Annotated in this window: 12 protein-coding genes and 1 tRNA gene; 2 read left to right on the top strand and 11 right to left on the bottom strand. The window is 46.5% G+C overall.

Going from position 1 to position 15,214, the window contains the following annotated elements; genetic code table 11:
* Window positions 1–8 precede the first annotated feature (8 nt).
* The gene (locus BUB85_RS03765) at window positions 9–1,664 is read right to left on the bottom strand and encodes an LCP family protein (protein ID WP_084533900.1); all 1,656 of its coding nucleotides are present in this window, start codon (window positions 1,662–1,664) and stop codon (window positions 9–11) included.
* A 263-nt stretch (window positions 1,665–1,927) separates the two neighbouring features.
* Here BUB85_RS03765 and BUB85_RS03760 point away from each other — a divergent pair, with 263 nt between their 5' ends.
* A complete protein-coding gene (locus BUB85_RS03760) occupies window positions 1,928–3,169 on the top strand; it encodes a 6-phosphofructokinase (protein WP_073105350.1) in 1,242 nt (413 codons plus the stop codon).
* Window positions 3,170–3,287: 118 nt separating this feature from the next.
* Window positions 3,288–3,361: transfer RNA gene (locus BUB85_RS03755), tRNA-Arg, on the top strand.
* A gap of 181 nt (window positions 3,362–3,542) precedes the next feature.
* Here BUB85_RS03755 and smpB read toward each other — a convergent pair.
* The 10 genes from smpB to BUB85_RS03700 form a co-directional block, all read right to left on the bottom strand.
* Window positions 3,543–4,010: an SsrA-binding protein SmpB gene (smpB, locus tag BUB85_RS03750; RefSeq protein WP_073105347.1), complete on the bottom strand. Its 468-nt coding sequence runs from the start codon at window positions 4,008–4,010 to the stop codon at window positions 3,543–3,545.
* Window positions 3,973–6,312, bottom strand: a complete 2,340-nt coding sequence (gene rnr / locus BUB85_RS03745; RefSeq protein WP_084533899.1) for a ribonuclease R — start codon at window positions 6,310–6,312, stop codon at window positions 3,973–3,975. Before rnr ends, smpB begins: the two co-directional genes overlap by 38 nt.
* A 590-nt stretch (window positions 6,313–6,902) precedes the next feature.
* Window positions 6,903–7,145, bottom strand: a complete 243-nt coding sequence (gene secG, locus BUB85_RS03735; RefSeq protein ID WP_073105340.1) for a preprotein translocase subunit SecG — start codon at window positions 7,143–7,145, stop codon at window positions 6,903–6,905.
* A 172-nt stretch (window positions 7,146–7,317) separates the two neighbouring features.
* Window positions 7,318–8,493 (bottom strand): mandelate racemase/muconate lactonizing enzyme family protein, encoded by a 1,176-nt coding sequence (locus BUB85_RS03730; RefSeq protein ID WP_073105334.1) that lies wholly within the window; start codon window positions 8,491–8,493, stop codon window positions 7,318–7,320.
* Between the two features lie 79 nt (window positions 8,494–8,572).
* On the bottom strand, window positions 8,573–9,361 hold the full coding sequence (locus BUB85_RS03725; RefSeq protein WP_242945343.1) for an ABC transporter ATP-binding protein: 789 nt from the start codon (window positions 9,359–9,361) through the stop codon (window positions 8,573–8,575).
* On the bottom strand, window positions 9,325–10,104 hold the full coding sequence (locus BUB85_RS03720) for an ABC transporter permease subunit (RefSeq protein WP_084533898.1): 780 nt from the start codon (window positions 10,102–10,104) through the stop codon (window positions 9,325–9,327). The genes BUB85_RS03725 and BUB85_RS03720 overlap by 37 nt, the downstream gene beginning before the upstream one ends.
* Window positions 10,105–10,173: 69 nt before the next feature.
* Complete coding sequence (locus tag BUB85_RS03715) at window positions 10,174–11,283, bottom strand: ABC transporter substrate-binding protein (RefSeq protein ID WP_073105535.1); 1,110 nt, start codon at window positions 11,281–11,283, stop codon at window positions 10,174–10,176.
* A 77-nt stretch (window positions 11,284–11,360) separates the two neighbouring features.
* Window positions 11,361–12,029: a DUF1847 domain-containing protein gene (locus tag BUB85_RS03710; RefSeq protein WP_073105321.1), complete on the bottom strand. Its 669-nt coding sequence runs from the start codon at window positions 12,027–12,029 to the stop codon at window positions 11,361–11,363.
* Window positions 12,030–12,548: 519 nt separating this feature from the next.
* The gene (locus tag BUB85_RS03705) at window positions 12,549–13,220 is read right to left on the bottom strand and encodes a YkgJ family cysteine cluster protein (RefSeq protein ID WP_073105317.1); all 672 of its coding nucleotides are present in this window, start codon (window positions 13,218–13,220) and stop codon (window positions 12,549–12,551) included.
* Window positions 13,221–13,434: 214 nt separating this feature from the next.
* On the bottom strand, window positions 13,435–15,162 hold the full coding sequence (locus tag BUB85_RS03700; protein WP_073105312.1) for a putative 2-aminoethylphosphonate ABC transporter permease subunit: 1,728 nt from the start codon (window positions 15,160–15,162) through the stop codon (window positions 13,435–13,437).
* Between the last annotated feature and the right edge of the window lie 52 nt (window positions 15,163–15,214).

Below are 15,214 nucleotides of genomic sequence, written 5' to 3'. Positions count from 1 at the left end.
CTTGTTTTTTACTCTCCGCTCAATGTTGCCGAATCCGTCAGTGCCTCGCCGCTATGAACGGCTGTAATTTCTGCCTGAATCGCATTAATCGTATCCATATTCGGCTGCGTAACATATAGCAGCTCTTCGCCGGAAGAGAAGCATGCCTGTTCATCCGCTGTTCCATCTGCCGCCACCGACTTAATGCTCCATGTCGGATTTGTATCAAGCTGCGTCTTGATCAGCTGCTGAATCTGCTCCTGTGACATGTTCGTATCTATATTGCCGCTGACGCTGGAAATAATGCCGTTCGCTCCTGTCAGCATCGCCGGAGAGAGCATCTTTTTGATCATCGCTGTAATCACAAGCTGCTGATCGACACCTCTCTGATTATCTCCGCCTTCCACGTTCTGTCTCTCACGGGAGAAAGCAAGAGCCTGTTCACCAGTAAAGTGGTTCATTCCCTGCACAACATCCATCACCAGTCCGGAATCCTCACTCGTTGTAAATGTCTGCGGCGAATCTACGTCCACCCCGCCCAGTGCATCTACGATCTGTACCAGCGATGTGAAGTTCACGCGGGAATAAAAGTCAATCTGTGTGTTATACAGCTGTGCCAATGTTGCCATGGAGGCATCCACCCCGTAAATTCCAGCATGCGTCAGCTTATCACACTGTCCCCCGGATATCCCCGGAATCTGTACATAATAATCTCTCGGCGTCGTGACCAGAAGAATCTGATGTGATGTCGGATTGACCACTGCAATGATATTCACATCACTTCTGCTGCTGGTCGAAATATCTCCGTAAACATCAATACCACTGATGTACACTGTAAATGTATCATCCACCGTTGCGTTGGTCTCCTCCACAGACACCTCGCTCTTTACCTTATTTGTATAGATAATGCGGACGTTGTCTGAATAGCCTTCCACCGAATCTTCTAACAGACTCGTGTATGCCTCATTGTAAATAATCGCCTGCACCTCTCCATTCATCAATGCATTGGCCTGCTCCGGCAGACTCTGGTATTCTGTTGTCGTAATCTCAGAACCCAGCTTTTTATTGATCGCAGCCACTGTCTCATTTGTGTTCTCCGGCTTCATTACATACTGAACACCAAAATTATAACTCTTGGCATCTTTTATCTTTTTCGCAGAGTCTTCTGTCTTGACCGCTACTACGATATTATCGGTTTTGTAATTCCCATCCGAACTGCTCTTTGTAATCTTCGAAACCGCGCTGTTTGCTCTAATCACATAAAAAGAACCTGCCACAAGAACAATAATCAGAATCACACTGACAACCTTCCCTGCGATTCCATTTTTCCGCGACAAAAACTGACTGATCCCAATCAAAATAAGTAATACGAGAAGGACTCCGCCGACTGCAATCAGATATTTATTCGGCAGCATATTCAATACCAGGAGCGATCCCATGAACACAAGTGATGCCAGCAGCTGCAGCGCACACAGCACAAGTCCGACTTTTTTGCCAATCTCATTGTTTCCACCCGAAGACCTGCCGCTGCTTTTCCCGGATCTTCTGCCCCTCGGCTCCCCGGTGTAAGACTTCGCCGGGTTTCCTCCGTTTCTCGCCTGACGCTTTTCCAATTGACGTTTTTTCTGTTCCTGTGCTTTCTTATAGTTCTCACGTTCCTGCCGTTTTGAACTTCCTTTTCCCATAATTGTTCCCTTTCCCCTGTCGCATAGTGATCATATATTGACATTATTCCATATCTTTTACCTTTTCACGCACATGTTACATATGCCGATATAGTTTATCATCTTTTGACGTTTTTCGCAAGCCGACAATCTCTATCTTCACTAAATTTTAACATTTATGTTTTTTGCATTTTTCACAACTTTTTTCTATTTTCCATTTACAAATACAGCAAAATGCACTAAACTATTTATAAACGACTGACTATATTAGGAGGGTACAAGGTATGAAAGGAAATGTAATTGTAGGACAATCCGGCGGACCGACCGCTGCAATCAACTCAAGTCTGGCGGGTGTTTACCGCACCGCCAAGGACCGTGGTGCCAAAAAAATCTACGGTATGCTGCATGGAATACAAGGATTGATGGATGAACGCTACATCGATCTCTCTGAGCATATTACAAATGAACTGGATGCGGAGCTGCTGAAGAGAACACCGGCTGCTTATCTGGGCTCCTGCCGCTATAAGCTGCCGGAAATCCATGAGAACGGAGAAGTATATGAGAAAATCTTTTCTATTCTGGACAAACTGGAGATCGAAGCATTCATCTACATCGGCGGCAATGATTCCATGGATACAATTAAAAAATTATCTGACTATGCTATTGTGACCGGTCACCCGACCAGATTCGTCGGCTGTCCGAAAACCATTGACAATGATCTGGCTTTGACAGACCACACTCCGGGGTACGGCAGTGCTGCCAAATACATCGGAACTTCTGTAAAGGAAATCATCCGGGATGGTTTTTGTCTGGAATATCCGCACGGTCTGGTCTCCATCATCGAGGTCATGGGGCGCAATGCCGGATGGCTCACAGGTGCGGCGGCTCTTGCGCAGGGCGAGGACTGTACCGGACCAGATCTGATTTATCTGCCCGAACTTCCGTTTGATCTGCAGAAATTCAGCGAGCGTGTAAAATCGCTGCTGAGCGAGAAAACCTCCGTTGTAGTCGCTGTCTCCGAGGGAATCAAACTCGACGACGGACGTTACGTCTGTGAACTCGGACAGAGTGTTGATTTTGTGGATGCATTTGGTCACAAACAGCTATCCGGAACCGCAGCATATCTGGCCAGCTTCATCGCCGGTGAGATCGGCTGTAAGACGCGTGCTATCGAATTTAGCACACTGCAGCGTTCCGCATCACATTCTGCTTCCCGCGTGGATATCCTCGAAGCATATCAGGTAGGCGGTGCCGCTGTAAAAGCTGCCGACGAGGGAGATTCAGGCAAGATGGTTGTCATCAAGCGTCTCTCCGACGATCCTTACCAGAGCGGAACAGAGGTAAAAGATGTTCACAAGATTGCCAACGATGAAAAACTGGTTCCAAGAGAATGGGTGAATATAGAAGGAACTTACGTAACCGACGAATTTGTTAATTATGTGAAGCCTTTGATTCAGGGTGATGTTTCTCCTGTTATGGTAGATGGTATCCCAAGACATCTGTATAAACCGAAAACGCAAAAATAATTTGAGAGCTTCTGTCACTGCATCTCAAAAAGTTTTTATTTAATTTCAAAAAATCATTGACAAATATCCGCTGATGCTATAGAATAAATCTTGCTGTGAAACGAAAGTTTTATCGCATGTGCGTGTAGCTCAGCTGGATAGAGCGTTTGGCTACGGACCAAAAGGCCGGGAGTTCGAATCTTCTCACGCACGCTCACAAATCCTGTAGGATCTTTTCCTACAGGATTTTTTGTTTCAGATATTTAGCCAGGGACTTCATTTAGGGACAGGGCAAGGGGCAATTGGGGACGTAGCAAAGCTATCACTTTGCTACGTCCCCAATTGCCCCTTGCCCTGTCCCTAACTGCGCTTTACCCTGTCCCTGGTAACACGTTTAATCGAGATTACGCACTTTAAAGTCTCGCTGCGCCTCTCTCTGCTGATCTTTCTTCGCTATATCCGCACGCTTATCATACATCTTCTTCCCCTTCGCGAGACCGATCTCTACTTTGACAAGACTTCCTTTGAAATACACTTTCAGCGGCACGATTGTGATTCCTTTTTCTTTCGTCTTTCCGAGGATCTTGTTGATCTCGTTCTTGTGAAGCAACAGTTTTCTCACACGGAGCGGGTCTTTGTTAAAAATATTTCCCTTTTCATACGGGCTGACATGCATGCCGTAGATAAACATCTCGCCGTTCTCCACACGGATGAACGCTTCTTTGATGCTGCACTGCCCCATACGTAGGGATTTCACCTCCGTGCCATGAAGCACGATTCCCGTCTCATATTTTTCTTCTATAAAATAATCATGGTAAGCTTTTTTATTGTTGGCGATTAGCTTTCCTTCTGTCTTTGCCATCTCTTAACCCTCTCTTTCCGCCCTTTTTCTTCGCGGAGTTCTTCCCATATTTCTTTTTATTTTTATCTGACTCTCTGCCGGGACGTTGCTTTTCCGTTTTTTTACGGCTGTTCTCCGGACGGAAGGTTCGCACTTCACGATGCATTCTGTCCGGATTTTTCTCTCCCGGAATCGCATCTTCATCCGCAAACAGAAAATCAATCGTTCTCTGCAGCTTGTCCACGCCCATCAGTTCAACTTTGACAGGCTGTCCCAGTTTATATATATTATGCGTGCGCTCACCGATTAATTCATACCGGTCTTCTATATATTCATAATGATCGTCGCGCATGTTCGTCACGTGCACCAGACCTTCCACGGTATTCGGCAGTTCTACATATGCACCCCATTTGGTGATGCCGGATATCACACCCGTGAAGACTTCCCCGATGCGCTCGTGCATGTATTCTACTTTTTTCAGTTTGATTGTCTCCCGCTCGGCCTCTTCCGCCCGACGTTCCATCTGGCTCGCCTGCAGCGTCACACCCGGCAGAATCTGAGTATAGTGATCCGCGCGCTCTCCCTTTAACCTGCCGCGGATATTTTCCTTAATGATCCGATGGATCTGCAGGTCCGGGTACCGGCGGATGGGCGACGTAAAGTGGGTGTAGTACTTTGCTGCAAGCCCGAAATGTCCTGCATTCTCCGGAGTGTATCTCGCCTGCTTCATGGAACGGAGCGCCAGACGGCAGATCAGTGCCTCCTCCGGCGTATCAGAAACCTTCGCCAGAAGCTTTTGTATCTCCTTCGGCTGCACTTCTCCGGTACCCACATGGATATGATAGCCAAAATTATTGATAAATGTACTCAGTGTCTTGATTTTTTCCTCGTCCGGTGTCTCATGTGTTCTGTATACAAAAGGAAGTTCTCTCCAGAAATATTCCTCCGCAACCGTCTCATTGGCCAGAAGCATGAAATCCTCTATAATTTTCGTGGCAATATTTCTGTCATACGGCTTAATGTCGATCGGTTTTCCATTTTCATCCAGAATCACTTTCGTTTCCGGGAAGTCAAAATCGATGGATCCCCTCTGTTCACGTGCCTTGCGGATGATCCCGGACAATTCTTCCATAAGTCCGAACATCTCCACCTCCGCCTCGTAGCGCGCTATCTCCTCCGGATCGTGATCCACAAGAATCTTCGCCACACTGGTGTAGGTCATACGCTCATCTACTTTTATCACCGTCTCTGCGATTACATGGTCTGTCACAACACCTTTATTATCCACATTCATAATGCAGCTGAGTGCAAGACGGTTCTCCCCCGCATTGAGGGAGCAGATTCCGTTGGACAGCTTGTGCGGCAGCATGGGAATCACGCGATCCACCAAATACACACTGGTTCCACGCTTGAGCGCCTCTTTGTCCAGTGCGCTGTTCTCCTGCACGTAATTCGACACATCTGCGATGTGCACACCCAGCTTGAACCCGTCGCCGTCCCGCACAAGCGAGATCGCATCATCCAGATCCTTGGCATCCTCACCGTCAATGGTCACCATCTGCCAGTCCCGCAGATCCATGCGGCCCGCCATATCCGCCTCGCTCACTTCATTGGACACGCGTTCCACCTGGTTCATGACCTTCTCCGAAAATTCGACCGGCAGGTCATACCCTTTGACAATCGACATAATATCCGTTCCTGGATCGTTAATGTGTCCAATGATCTCAATGATTCTGCCCTCCGGCTTCGTATTGGCATCACCGTATGCTGTCAATTCCACAACCACCTTGTGACCGGTGACCGCATCATTGGATAATTCGTTCGGAATATAAATGTCCCGGCTGAATCTCTGATTGTCCGGCTTCACAAACCCAAAGTTCCGGCTCTTCTGATACAGACCGACCAGCGTCGTCGTGCCGCGCTCCAGGATTTTCACAATCTTTCCTTCTTTTCTGCGCTCCTCCGGAGACTTTGTCACAATCACTTCTACTTTATCTCCCTGAAACGCCCCGTTCGTATTCTCCTCGGAAATGAAGATGTCATCCGACTCTTCCTCCTCCAGAATCACGAAACCAAAACCACGCGCGTTGGCCTGATACATCCCCACCAGGTGTTTGCTTTCCCCCTTCAGGTAATTTCCTTTTTTGGAGATTGTGATTCTGCCTTCCTCCACGAGGGAATCCAGCACCTCGCGCAGTTCTCCCCGCTGCTCCTTCGGTACATCCAGAAGCATTGCCAGTTCTTTTGCCTTCATTGGCACATAAAAATCATCGCATATTAAATCATATATTACTTTTTTTCTTTTTTCAAATGTATTATTCATTCTTGTTTTCTTTCCTCGTTTTCTCTCCTGCACAGCTTTTTTGTGCAGATCTCCATGATCCGCTCTGCTGTATATAAACTAGTATAATCGTTTTTCTTCTTTATTATATCATGATTCGCACTTTCAGTGCTTGACGCTGCTTTGCAGCTATCATGATCGCCATTCATTGTTCGCCAAATGCAAGCGCTTGGCTCACTTCTATTCATTATATCCTTTTCTGACAGATTCGTCACCCTGTGTTTACGATTTTTCTTCCGTGCGAGCACAATTTCGACCGGCTCATTGTCAGCGATCGAGCCTGGACCTTGCTCGATCGTGTGCTGATTCACCATCTCACAACTGCGTTGTTCGATGATGGACATTCGCCGGATGAAATTCGTGCAAGCACGATTTCGACCGGCTCATTGTCAGCGATCGAGCCTGGACCTTGCTCGATCGTGTGCTGATTCACCATCTCACAACTGCGTTGTTCGATGATGGACATTCGCCGGATGAAATTCGTGCAAGCACGATTTCGACCGGCTCATTGTCAGCACAAAAAAAGACACTCCATATTGTTACAGAGTGTCTTTGTCATCTTCATTCACTTGTTAGTTAAACACACCTAAGTTCAAAACCAATGCCAATGCTAAAAATAAAACAGCCAAAAACTTTGTCGATTTTACTAAAGCGCCTTCCATGGAACGGCCTTTGTTCTGTCCCCAGTAACTGTCAGCAGCTCCGCTGATGGTTCCAAGTCCTGCTGATTTACCTTCCTGAAGAAGGATGATAGCTGATAATGCAATACAATCTATTACGAATATGATAGTTAATACAATTTTCAAAATTTCCATTTGTTCATACCTCCTGCAAATACGCAAGTCTCATTTTAGCACAAGTATCCGGTTTTCGCAAGTGTTTTATTGCATCCTTCTCAATATCGTGATTTGAAAAAGAAAAAAAATAATATATAGCTACGTTTTCATCATAAAAACCTGTAGAAAGCTTTACTGATTTCTCGTAACTTTACTCCAGTACGAACCGGTCCGAATGCTCGTAGACATACGGCGTGATGTCAATCCCGATTCCGGGGGCTTCGAGCGGCCGGTATCTGCCGTTGACTGGCTGGTAATCCACAGTCACCAGTTCTCTGTACTCATCCAGAAATGCTTTCTGGTGATGCTCATGAATCACAAAATTCGGTATGGAGATTTCCGCGTGGACCGCCGCCGACTCCATAATGGCTGTTCCAGCCACATGTGCCTGGATCCCCACGTCGTAAACCGCTGCAGCGTCACTGATCTTTTTAAATTCTGAGACACCTCCGCAGCTTCCCAGATCCGGCTGCAGCAAATCCAGCGAGCGCGCTCTGAGAAATGGGAGATACCCGTATCGGGAGTATATCCGCTCTCCTGCCGCAAGCGGAATGCTTGTCTTTTCTTTTACCCGCTCCGTGAGCTCCGGATTTAGCGGACTGTTCACTTCTTCATAATATAAAATCCGGTATGGTTCGATCGCCTTTGCAAATTCAATCGCAGAGGCCGTATCCGTATTTCCGTGATTTTCCACGATGATATCCGCATCGTCACCGATCGCCTTCCGGATTGCCGCGACACGCTCTGCCCCCAGCTTCACGACAGCATGGGGAATGGCGCCTCTGGTTGCTGTAATAGGAGCTCCATTCTGGTCTACTGCCAGCACATCCGCCTTCACACAGTCATAGCCTTCCGCTACGGCCTTTTTCGCATAAGCGGCGTACTCCTCTGTTTTGGAGAGCATTCTCCTGCCAGGTTCATTCCAGGTAAACTGAATCTGCGATGCGTAGACTCTCAGATCTTCCTGCACCTTCCCTCCCAGCAGCCGGTACAGAGGCACTCCGAGGCTTTTTGCCTTGATATCCCACAGCGCGATATCCAGAGCACTGATTCCGGAGAACATCACGGTTCCCCCGCCCTGTCCCCAGAATGTTTTCGTCAGAAAATCATTCCACAATTTCTCTGTGTCAAATGGATCTCTGCCCAGCACATATTTTGCCAGATCCTTTATGATTGCCGCCCCGGCGTGACCTGCAGCGCCGTATGCAAGTCCCACTTCTCCCAGACCGTAGATCCCGGCATCGGTATCTACACGAACGATGATTGGTCTCTGTCCGGTTGTTTTTCTTGTATGTATATGAAATACTTCTATTTTTGTTACCTTCATTTTTCTCCTCCTGTATCAATCCGATACTATATCATGAATTAAAATGCAAATTCATGATCGGCATTTGCTGTCGCGTACGCTATATCATGAATTCTATCTTTTTTTCTGGAACGCTGTCTCTTCCAAGCACGCGGTTTAAAATACGGTCCTCAAAGTATGCGAAATCGCTGTCCCTCTCTCTTGGTCTTCCCAGTGTGATCCGCTCATCCATGGTGATCCCGCCTTCCTCGATCAGTACCACCCGGTCCGCCAGATAGACGGCCTCGCCCACATCATGTGTCACGAGAATCACGGTCAGTCCATTTTCCCGCCACAGTTCCTCGATCAGTATCTGCATTTCGATACGGGTCAGTGCATCCAGTGCACCCAGCGGTTCATCCAGCAGCAGGACCTTCGGATCCGACGAGAGTGCTCTCGCCAATGACACTCTCTGCTTCTGCCCTCCCGACAATGTCTCCGGCCACGCGTCTGCCTTGTCTTCCAGCCCGACGGCGTGGAGTGCTTTCACTGCCGCCTCCCGGCTTTGATCAGGAGACACCAGTGCGATGTTCTTCCACACCTTTTTCCAGGGCAGCAGTCTTGCCTCCTGAAACAGGAACTTAACGCCCTCCTTTTTCGTCTCGCGCTCTCCGTCCATGACCCGGATACTCCCGGAGTCCGATTCTTCCAGATCGGTAATCAGGCGGAGCAGTGTGCTCTTTCCGCATCCGCTCTTTCCCACAATGGCGATAAACTCGCCCGGCTTTATATCAAGATTTACATTTTGTAAGACCACATGCTCCCCGAACTTTTTCTCCACATTCTGAATCTGTATTGCATATCCTCCCGACATCATGATCTCCTTTCCGCAAGATATTCCCACCTGCACAGCCTTTTCTCCAGCCAGATGATCACACCGTCCGACACGGAGCCGAGAATTGCGTACAGCAGCAGTCCTACCACGATGATGTCCATCAGCATAAATTCCCTGGCATTGGTAATCATGTAGCCGATTCCTGATTTAGAAGCGATCTCTTCTGCCACGATCAGAATCACCCACATCCTTCCGATGGACTGCTTTAGCCCGACCAGAATGGACGGCAGTGCCCCCGGGAAAATGACATGGAGATACAGGTCTTTATTTTTTATTCCATAGTTTCTCGCCATCTCGATCAGCTTTCCGTCGATCATGCGGATTCCGGAATAGGTGTTTAAGTAAATTGGAAAAAAGGTTCCGATTGCAATCAAAATCGTTTTCGTCTCCTCCCCGATTCCAAACCACACCAGAATCAGGGGCATCATTGCCAGATATGGCACATTTCGAATCATCTGGATGGTATTATTTAACAGTCGGTCCGCCTTCTGTGATATTCCGTTCAGCACGCCCAGTCCCAAACCGATCAGTCCACCAAAGAGCAGCCCCTTCATTCCTCTGTATGTGCTGATCTTTATGTTTTCCACCAGTGTACCGTCCTTCAGAATCCGTAAAAATCCACTCCACACTTCCGGGATTGTGGGGAGAAATCCTGTATTTCCGGAAGAACATACTCCCCAGACTGCCCAAAGCAGCAGTGCGATCACCGGTAACAGCCAGCCGACCAGATGACTGTCGGAAATCTTTTTCTTATTCATGTCTGTACTCCTCATCTATTCGCAATTATTTCTTGGCAATTTTCTCTTGAACTTTTTTCTCATCCCTTTTTAGTCGTATTTCGTAAACCCTTCTACGGCCTCCGTAAATGAATCATCAAACAGCTCTTTCACATCCACATGGCTCGTCAAGGTTCCGAGTCCTTCCAGCGTATCTGCAATATCCTGCTCATCTGCAATCACCTCGTCCGTAATCGGCTTGCAGGCATATATCTTATCCCCATTCTGCTCCCGGAACTGTTCCAGATACTCGTCTACATCCTGACTGACTGTCGGTGCATAAAATTCTGCCCACTTCTCATCATTCTCTCTCGCCCACGCATGTGCCTCGTGCCATCTGTTCAGCCAGTCCTCGATTGCCGCATGCGTCGCTTCGTCCTCAATAGCCGCAGGAGTTGCATAAAACAGATAGTTTCCGGAGAGGATGTCCTGTGCACTTTCGATTGTCTTTGAACCATTTTGCTTCGGAACACGGATAGAATTGTCGTAGCTTGCCCATGCATCAATGTCACCGGTCAAAATGGCGGTTGCACCGTCCGAGGTGGTAAATGCCTGAGCATCGATATCATCCCAGCCAAGCCCTGCACTCTCGAGCATCTTTGCAAGGAAATACTGTGCAGTCGTATTCTTCACATAACCAACCTTCTTCCCCTTCAGCTCCTCCACCGATGTAATCTCTGAATCCGGTGCCGCAATCAGCTCCTGGTTCAGTGTCGACCCGTACCGGACTGCAATAATCTTAAAATTCCCCTGATTCGATGCCTGAGAAGCGGCAAGCGGCGGGATCTGGCTCCCCGCACCCAGATCGATCTGATCTGCGGCGAGTGCTTCCATGACCTTGTTTCCTCCCTGGAGAATGGAAAACTCAACCTTATAAGGTGTATTGTCCAGGCCTGCCGCCTCAATAACAGTCTGACCATTTGTTCCGGATGCCGCAGCGATCCGAAGGGTCACACCGGATACATCCACCGTCTTTCCTTCTTTCGTAGTAACCGTTTTGTTGTCTGATTCCCCGGATCCTGATGTATCTTTACTCTCTGATGCGCTCCCTGTTTCTGACGTCTTTGTATTCTGATCGGCGACCTTGCCTGCACAGCCAGTCAGCAATACCGCCAATAACACTATCCATGCTGCTGTCTTTTTATATGTACTCTTCTTCATTTTTGTTCTCCCTCGTTTTCTTTTTTTGAACTCGTATTTATCTTTTTTCACATTGATGTAAAAATGCTTACAGATGTTCAATCTATCTCTTCCCCTACCGGGGCCAGCAATAACTTCTTGTAATATGCACGTGCCTGATACAGTGCACCGACCGGATTATGCGCCAGCACTCTGTCTTTGGTCACCAGTGTAGTTGTCAGTCCATTTGCATATTTATAGAACAGACTGTCATGTCCTACACATAAGCCCACAACAACATTCAGATCAACCTTTTCCTTGTTTAGAAGCTTTGCCTGCAGGATCGGATTGCACATAACCGGACCTGTCACACAGGTAAATTTTTCATCCACTCCAACCGTTGTTTTGTTGACAGAGCCAACTTTACAGCTGATCCCGTAAACCTCGAATCCATTCAGCTTCAGGATTCTCGCAAAGATACGGCTCTCCTCCAGTAATCCGATACACGTTGCAATTCCAATCTTTTTCGCCCCCATGCGTCTGGCAAACTCAACGATTTCCTCCACACGGGTATATTTTCCATAAAAACTCCCCTCTATCTCGGCCGATATTTTTGATACCTTCCTGTTCACACGATTATTCAGATACAGATTGGTTACTTCTTCTATCTCTTCCTCTGTCAATGCTGCTGTCGGACAAAACTCCGGATATGAGCCCGTTCTTTTCGAGCAGTTCATCACACCGCAGTCTGTACAGCTATGACATGTTTTTTTCTGTTCTTCTTTCATACTTTCTTCTCCTAAAGTTATCTTATGAATTTAAGTCTGTCACACAAAAAGGCGTAAAAAAAGCCGGGGCCATCGAAGCTCCCGGGCAATTGACCTGCAGCACCTGTATCTAATCGCTGCACAAAGACGCACCACAATGTAGACGAATGCACCTGGCCATATGATATGCCCGGGAGTGAAACATTCGACAACAATACATTCTGCTATTCTGATATGTTACATTTAACTTTTTCATTGCATTTACTCCCTTCTTGTTATTTGTAAATCGGACGTTCAATATTTTTACTCAAATCCGATATTGGGATTATATCCCTTTTATCCCAGTATGTCAATAGGAAATATATGAAATAGTTTTTCTAATGCCGTCCAACTCTGTGTCACAAAAAAATCAGGCAGCAACAAGTGAATCTTTCTTGTTGCTGCCTGTAGATCGGACATTCAATGCATCCCCTCTCTGATATATTTAATTACATCACACAGAAGGAAGTAAACCATTCGCCTTCGTATCAGTCATATTTTCTAATGTATTTGTCTCATCATCATGCCCGCTCCCTGCAGTCTCGCCTCAAACTGTTCATAGAAATCTTCTCCGCGCTCAAACGGATTCATATAGAAATTCTGAAGAATATACATACTGACGTTCTTCGCCACGGACTCTTCCTCCGACTCCTTCAATTTTTTCTGAAGCTCTTTCAGGAAATAGTGCCACTCGTTGACAAACGTTTCATTCCGTTTCAATTCCGGCGTATCGATCCACTTTTTCACCTTCACCTTTGTCTTATTCGGCATGGGACATTCATGTACCTGCAGGAAATACCGGAATCCTTCATTTTCATAAAATCTTCCAAGGGGAAATAATCGACAGATTCCCGGACGGATTGCATGGATCCTGCAGCGGCCTTCCTCATCTAAAAAGGAACAGCTCTCTGTCGGTCCGCTCATTTTCAAATTCGGGAGAATCACACCGTCCACTACATTCAGTTCGATATGTTCTGCCAGCAGTTCTTCAAAGCTCTGCTGCAGATGTGCACTTAGTCTGTGCACGTCCAGCGGATCAAGGACAATCGAATGCCCCATTCCCCTGCAGCATGCCGAGCAGCCCTTACATCCGTTGCAGTCGGCTTTTACCATATCATTGCTTCCGTATAATTTTCCATCTGATATTTCTTTGAAATCCACATTTCTTTCCATAATTATTCCGCCTTGTATTGATTTTATGATCACTTTTATTTTTTTGATGCACAGTACATCGTTTCCTAAATACCTACCGCATTAAGCTTGTCTGTATTTTCAATTTCTTCACTTCCGTCTTTAAGCCATATTGTACCATGGTCCAAACAGATATCCAATACATTTATTCTTTTATAATTCCAGTCAGCACAAGTGCTGTCACATCATCGCGATTTTATCCACGCGATACTCCCACCCTCTTTTTCTTATTCCAATACACTTTTATTCCTTCGTACAGCAGCCGGACTAATAAATTGATGAACAACAGCAGCATACACATCGCGACTGCCGGAGCCGTCTGTCCTGCCCCTTCCATACTCACAATGATCACGGATGCAATCGGAGCGGTCGGTGATGCCAAGAATACAACTGCAGATACGGTCACTAATGAATTTACGAAAAAATACACCCACATTTCACAGATAGCCGGCAGGCAAAGGGGTAATGTCACCTTGCGCAGAGTTCTGTAGAATGGTACTGCCAACGATTCCGACACAGTCTCAAATTCTTTATCCAGTCTCTTCAACGATGTCATTGCTGTGGAAAACGGAACCGAATAAAAATGAATCATATTCGCCAGTACTATAATCCAGATTGTCCCATAAATCCCATGAAACGGGTTCTGAAGCACATACCCCTCCAGAAAGGGGATATTGAACTGCGACGCATTAAAAAACATAATAAAGCTGAGTCCTATAACCGTTCCCGGAATTGCAAGCGGTGTGATTGAAAGAAAGTAGGCTGTCTTTCTGCTCGCCCCGAACTTCTGGTTTTTTTCTATCATATAGGCACCCACAAATGTCACAATTGTCCCCAGCACTGCGGTAATAAGCGAGATCAGAATGGAGTTTTTAAACGCCGTAAATCCACTTCCGGACGCAACCTTTGTTAAATCGTAATTCGAAATAGTGAAGGTCAGATTATATGGCCATAGTTTGATCAGCGAAGCAAAGAGCGCAACCGCGAAAAATACTACCATTACCAATGTAATGCAGATACAGAATGCGGTCGCCAGAGCATCGCTTTTCTTGTCCGGCTTGATCTGATACGGTACCGATTTTGAATTGATTGCCGCGCTCTGTTTCTGGTTTGTGATCCGGTCCACCACAAAGGACAGTACCGCCGGAAAGAGGAGAATAATTCCGACCACCGCTCCCATATTGAAATTCTGCTGCCCGACCACCTGCTTATACACGTCCGTCGCAAGGACATTATAATTTCCGCCGACAACCGAAGGTGCACCAAAATCCGTAAAGCTGTATGTAAATGCCACAAAAAGTGCACTGATCAATCCATACTTCACATTTGGGATCGTAATTGTCATCATCTTTCTCAAGGTGGAAGTTCCCATTGTTTCCGCCGCTTCATACAGCCGGTTGTCCGCCGCTGAAAATGCGACCATCAATATTGTAGTTGCCACCGGAAAGCAGTAGATACTCTCCGCAATAATAATTCCGACCTTTCCATAGAGTGCCACCTGTAGTCCCAGTGCCGTGAAAATTCCTTTGTTTCCAAACAGATAGATCAGGGCAATACCAAGCAGCATCGTCGGTGCGAAAATCGGAATCATTCCAATATACTGAAACAGTCTTTTGCACGGCACATTCTTTCTGGAAAGTGCATAAGAAAAGAAAAATGCCAGTGTGACTGAAATTATGGTAGACATAATTGCAATAAAAAAAGTATGGCTGATCGACTGAATTAAAGACTTGCTTTGAAAATACTTTATGAACTGTGCAAATCCTACAAACGCACCTTCTTTATTTTGAAACGCCTTTACAAACAATGTGCACAGCGGACATACCAGAAAAACGAACAGAAACACAACCACCGCATATATCGCAATTGCTCTGATAACGTCCTCTTTTGTGCAATGCATTATTTTTTGTTTTATTTTTTTCATTTTACTCTTATTTCCTTTCCAGGGCGACGCGGACAGTGAAGCAGAGAATTAC

It is taken from the genome of Hespellia stercorisuis DSM 15480 (genome assembly GCF_900142165.1).
GTDB classification, from domain to species: Bacteria; Bacillota; Clostridia; order Lachnospirales; family Lachnospiraceae; genus Hespellia; species Hespellia stercorisuis.
This window is presented reverse-complemented; position numbering and strand designations above follow the sequence as displayed.